This window comes from Bartonella sp. MU70NMGDW (genome assembly GCF_042194085.1).
Taxonomy (GTDB): Bacteria; Pseudomonadota; Alphaproteobacteria; order Rhizobiales; family Rhizobiaceae; genus Bartonella; species Bartonella grahamii.
Map to the genome: position 1 here is coordinate 1 of NZ_JBHIMK010000101.1, position 5531 is coordinate 5531.

The window sequence follows — 5531 nt, forward strand, 5'->3', positions numbered from 1 at the left end:
GCCTTATATGCCTCCTTTAATTAAACCTCCTTATCGTAATAAAGCGTATATTTGCAAGCTGGAAAATGAAATTAGCCGTTTTAATGAGGCTTTGGAGAAGATGGTACAGCAAATTAAGAGTATTGGGACAGATTTTCATATAAGGACAGAAATTTCTTTGAAGGAAATGAAAAACAGAGAGCGGGGAGCGAATACAAAGCGTCTGCTGGAGGGCAAAACAAGAATGAGGCGGGGAAGAGGGGGATCGTGTGCAGTGTTGAGGAGAGGCAAAGTTCTATAAAAAGGTACGTTCAAGGGGGGAAAGAGCTGTTTTTTGTGTTTTCTGGGCACGCAAGTAGGGAGCTTGAAGTGATAGGTAAAGCATGCTGGAAAATGGAAGGAGATGTTTGACGGGAGAAGTGAGACAGATGTTTAGACGTCGAGATCCGGGGGGGGGGCTGGGAGCTTTTGTGTTGCGTGTTAAGGGGGGGGAGATAAGGGGAATTGGGGGGCTGATATGAGACAGGGGGGGCATGAAGAGAAGAGCTTATGGATGAGAAACTTGCGGGTGCTTTGCGAGGTTAGGGGGATTTTTTAGCCGATATGGGGAAAAGAATGTAGGAGCATGAGAAAAAGTCTGTGTGGAGTCAAGTGGGCTTGTTGGGGGAAAGGGTGGCGGGCGGATTGTGGAAGAAAATAAAGGGGTGGGGAAAACGGGAGAATAGGGAAAGAACGGATAGAGATATTATAATCTTTATGTTTCTCTACATTACCTTGTTATAGAAAATCAAAAATGACCACATTTTATGAATTCACTGTGGGTCGCTCTTAATACTCTTCAAAAGCATTTTCATGAGATAATTTTCAATATAAATCTGGTAAACATTAAAAATTGTTGTATGAGTATGAGCCAGAATATCAATTTACCAATCTTTACCAAATATCCTTTTATACTGACGAGAATTAATAACCCTATACTTATTATTCCTAGTGGTATATTCCACGTAAAGAGTGAAATTGTACCATAAATTAGAGGCGTTATTCCAAAAGTAATGAAAATTACACGCTTGATATTATTTATATTTATATTATCTCTTATTCTGTTCTCTTGGTTTCTACTTCTTTCAGAAGTCTTGTGATTACTTTCATATGTTTTGTGATTGTTTTCAGAGGTTTTATGATAGAACTGATTGTAAGCAGCTCTCTTTTGAGGATCTTTAAGAACTTCATAGGCTTCAAGAATTTTTCTGAACTTTTGTTTAGCTTCGGTACTAGGATTATGATCAGGATGGTATTACAGAGCTAATTTACGAAAAGCAGATTTTATTTGTTTATCGTTGCATTCGTAGCTTACATCAAGAATTCCATAATAATCATCTTCATTTAATATCATTAAATACTGCTACTTGTGTATTGCTCTTATTTTATAGGATAGCTTAACTGATTTTTGTTGAATATATCAATGGGTATTATCTTATGTTTAAAGTATGGTGAAAATCGTATTGAATGGTGGGGCTGTACTTGGGGCTATTGTATCTAAATGAGGGGAGATACAGTTCAAAACGCTTGAAAAAGCAGGTTTTTTTAATGTTTTAGAAGTATTTTTTAAAAAAATAGATTAAAAGAGAAACGATAAATCAAATATAAAGGGACGGCAATAATCCAAGGTTGTCATTATTGTAAATAAACAGGCAGGAACCTTAAATCTAAAACGCCAAAGTAAACTAATGGGAACGGACGTTATCGTTGTTATGATGAATCCTACGATAAAGCATTGCATGAATAAGTACATTATATTGATTTTATCTTTATTAAAACGATTTTGTTTGGGTTCTTCCTCTGAAATACAATCGATAATAGAAAAAACAGGGTAAACAGGAAACTCTCTACTTGGACAAGCAATAACAGCAAATTTTTCAAGCTCTAACCATTATCTTTCGTGTTCTTTTTCCAATATCTTCTTTTCTATTTTTTGTTTTATATATTCTTTGGAAATACAATTGATCGGAGAAGTATTCCCAACAAAAAATTCGTCTTTTCTACATCCACGGGTTGTATGATGCGTGAATAAAAACAGCGCTGATTGCTATAGCAAATAAAATAAAGTGTTTAAACATAGGGTATTTATTATCTTTTGTTTCTAACGAGCTTTGATAAGTAATTTCTATTGAATAAATCAATATGTGTTATTTTTGTGTTGGTAAAATACAAAAAATTGTATGTACTTTGGCACTTTGTATCTCAAGATGGCGATAGATAGTTCAAAATGCTTGAAAATGCAGGATACCCTTTGAGAAGCACTTTTCATAAAGTTATGGAATGAATAGATCAAGGTTTATGGTAATTTTGTATATTCTATGATAACTCTGTATAAGATCTCAATTTCATGATCAAGTTTCTCAAGTTCTTTCTTGTTTTTAGCTATACGCTCTTGATATGTCTCTATGTGTTTCATACGGTTTGAGAGATGGGTATGCTCATTAGAGTGTTTTGCTTCATTCACATGTCGCATTGCATCTATTTCTAATTCTATAAGGCTACACAGAGTATTAAATACATGATGTCGTTTTTTGATTATATTCTGCCATTTTTTTATTATATTGACATGTTTTTCATAAAGCCGTTGCGATGACCGCCACTTGTTTTCCAAAAAAAATGTTTTTTCTATCCAGAGAATTTGGTAGAATTTTTCTGACCACCAGCTACTTCCATTAACGAGGAAAATGCGGAATAATCTCTCTCTTTCTGTAATCTCTTTTGAAGAGAATAGTTCATTTGAATGAGTATATCCCTTTGAAGAATAAAAAAGATGCGTTGTTAAAAGGGTGATAATTAAGACGCTTCTCAATAAAGACTGTTTAATTAACATTGTTTTTATACCCTTTTTGTGCTTGATTATAGTCATTGTGAGAGGGCTTAATGGTTCTTTAGAAGTATTTTGAAAGGCGTTTTATTATCCGTTTAAAGATTTTTTAAATACTGCTTCCATTTTTCAAAAGTGCTATATCTTACGGGCGGTTTTACATTTTCTTTGGGCATCATTGCAAGGTATACCGATCTAGCCATAACGCACATTGTTGCTGTGTTTTGAAAACGTTGGAGATTATACTCTATTATGAGCCGTTCTGTCTGAAGAGTTTGTTCTTTTCGACTAATGCCATTGGGAGAATCCAAAAATTTTTCTGCGTACGCAAACATTGGATCATCAAAGTTTGTTTCAAACTTTGCGTCGCGGAAAAATCTTTCTACATAATTCCAATTTTTCATGTGTTTCATCCCGTCAGCTTCAAAAGCTCTAAGTCTTGTTGGTAAATCGTTAAATGTAAGTGTGGGCATCGTTTTATCACCTTGCCATAAATCAAAAAAGCGTCCACAAAAAACAAGCAATATGTGATAATGTTTAAAAATATTAAATTCTGGAGGATTACTGGGCAATGTTATTAAATGTCTCCAAAATTGACTTTTGTCATGGGGTATGTCTACAGTTTTTTCTATATACGCTTTTAAATATTCTACCTCTTTTTTTGCTTTTTCTAATTTCTGAGAATATGCTGAAGGAGTGTAATTTTCATGGACATATTTTTGGTAAAGCCTATCGTATTCAGAAAGGTCGCTTACTTGAGTACACCCCAATAATAGGGATACAGAAAAAAACGTTATAAATATTATGACGTACGTTTTGAATAATAATTTCATCATTTTAACGTTTAATGATTTTTGTTGAATAAATCAATATGTGTTATTTTTGTGTTGAAAATATATGTAAAAAATGTATTTAATGAAAACAGCGATAGTGATCATACTGTATCTAAATAAGGGTGTAGTACAGGATAAAACCCCGCACATGCGGGGTTTTATTCGCTGGAGGAGACTTTTTATTCTTTGGAGGAGACAAGGACAGAGGAGACAAGGGCAGTAGAAAATATGCAGAAAATATAAGGGAGGTCCTGTCACCAAAATGTTTGTTCTAGGGCGGGAGTGGGAAATATCCAAAATGCTCTAAACGAAATATACTTGTTGTGCATAGTCATGCGCTTGTTTTAAAGAGACATCTTGCTCCAAGCTCTTTTTATACTCATTTCATGCCCATTTCATACCGGCGTTCGTGAACTTCATGCTGGGGCTTGTAAATGGTATCGTGAGAGGTAACGATAAAACCTCGTGGATTATAAATGTAGATTATAAATATTGCACACCTCATCTTTACTTTATGAAAAAGTAAGTTGGTATCATCTTGAGCTCGTTCTCAAGATTGCGACATGGGCTTTAGCTCTTGGGATGATTCATAATCTCATTCACTGTGGGGGGACTTTTCATAAAAGGTAGGCTTTTCTTGAAAAGTTTTATGCCATACGGATCTTTCTGCTTGTGAACTGTAAGCCTTGTGAACTGTAAGCGAAGAGGGGTGTTTGATTTCAATAGAATAGAGGGGAAGAGAATTCTTCGCTCTTAGGGTTCTTCTGCAAGAGGAATAACGCTATCCGTATAAATTAAAGTATTCGTATAAAAAAGAGCGTCTTGAAAGAGGAGTGGCTTAGAGCACGTGGAAAATCATAGTGTATAAAATTGGTAATGAGGGATCTTCTTTGAAACGGCGGGCTATTAATTTTCTGGTATATGGGATGGCTGGTATGTGGGGTGTTTGGCATATGGGGAGCCGTTGGGGTGGCTTATGGGAGCGTGGGGTGGCTTATTGAAAGCTTTGAGGGGGGTATCGCTGTTTGGTTTTTCTTTTGGTCATGAAAGGGGAGAATGGGGAAGGAATTGAGTTGAGAGGAGGTTCTGGAAATGGCTCTGTTAGATCTGTTGTAAATGACGAATAGGATCGATGAAGCTTATTCTAATTTTTAGAGGGAATGCTTGTACTGCTTGAGGTGGACAGAGAGGCGAGAAAGATGAGATTATTGGTTTGGGGGGGGCTTTAAGGGTATCAATGGGATGTGTTCAAACAATGAGTTTATAATAATTTATTATTGAGATTCAATTTGAATTTCAATGAGAGCCTGAAATAGTGTGAGATGTTCTTATTTTAAACCTTCTTATTCAAATTCTCTTATATTTATTGAATCAAGTAAAATCGTTTGTCTGCATATTACAAGCGGGGTGAGCTTGTGGGGGAAAAATATTCAAGAAATAAAAATGTTAGAAAGGGGTAAGGGTGCCAAGAGGGGGAATAGTGAGGCTTGGCAAAGAGAAGGATAAGGGGGGCATCTTACAGAAAGGAAAGAGGAGGGCAAGGAAAAAAGGGGGAGGTAATGGGAGGGGAAATATTCTTTGGGGGGTGTCAATTTCAAAAGCCGCTCATAAAGCATTTTGGAGATTAAGCGCGTCATTCAGTCCATTGATTTTGAAACCATTGATTTGTAGCCATTGAAGCGCGTGGTTTAAAGGATGGGGGATTTGATGAAGCCGATAAAGGCTGGAGGAAAAGATTTATGCTTATAGGGAAGGCTTATAGAGGCAAGAAGAGAGAGGCAAAAGAAGAATAAAATGGTGCTGCGAGAGAGGATTGAACTCTCGACCTCTCCCTTACCAAGGGAGTGCTCTACCAC

3 protein-coding genes and 2 pseudogenes are annotated in these 5531 nt (G+C 36.1%); 2 read left to right on the forward strand and 3 right to left on the reverse strand.

Going from position 1 to position 5531, the window contains the following annotated elements; genetic code table 11:
• Positions 1–280 (forward strand): annotated as a pseudogene (locus ACFIKE_RS08025) (exonuclease); the annotation flags it as partial.
• An 858-nt stretch (positions 281–1138) separates the two neighbouring features.
• Here the strand turns inward: ACFIKE_RS08025 and ACFIKE_RS08030 are convergent.
• The 3 genes and pseudogenes from ACFIKE_RS08030 to ACFIKE_RS08040 form a co-directional block, all read right to left on the reverse strand.
• Positions 1139–1372 (reverse strand): annotated as a pseudogene (locus tag ACFIKE_RS08030) (DnaJ domain-containing protein); the annotation flags it as partial.
• 942 nt (positions 1373–2314) lie between these two features.
• A complete protein-coding gene (locus ACFIKE_RS08035) occupies positions 2315–2848 on the reverse strand; it encodes a hypothetical protein (protein WP_375649138.1) in 534 nt (177 codons plus the stop codon).
• Between the two features lie 92 nt (positions 2849–2940).
• On the reverse strand, positions 2941–3678 hold the full coding sequence (locus tag ACFIKE_RS08040; RefSeq protein ID WP_375649140.1) for a hypothetical protein: 738 nt from the start codon (positions 3676–3678) through the stop codon (positions 2941–2943).
• Between the two features lie 857 nt (positions 3679–4535).
• Here ACFIKE_RS08040 and ACFIKE_RS08045 point away from each other — a divergent pair.
• Entirely contained in the window at positions 4536–4676 is a 141-nt protein-coding gene (locus tag ACFIKE_RS08045; RefSeq protein WP_375649143.1) for a hypothetical protein, read from the forward strand.
• Positions 4677–5531: the final 855 nt, after the last annotated feature.

Bases quoted from the DNA above. Each gene is read 5' to 3' on its own strand.
- ACFIKE_RS08035 (WP_375649138.1), bottom strand. From the start codon at position 2,848: ATGTTAATTAAACAGTCTTTATTGAGAAGCGTCTTAATTATCACCCTT.
- ACFIKE_RS08040 (WP_375649140.1), bottom strand. From the start codon at position 3,678: ATGATGAAATTATTATTCAAAACGTACGTCATAATATTTATAACGTTT.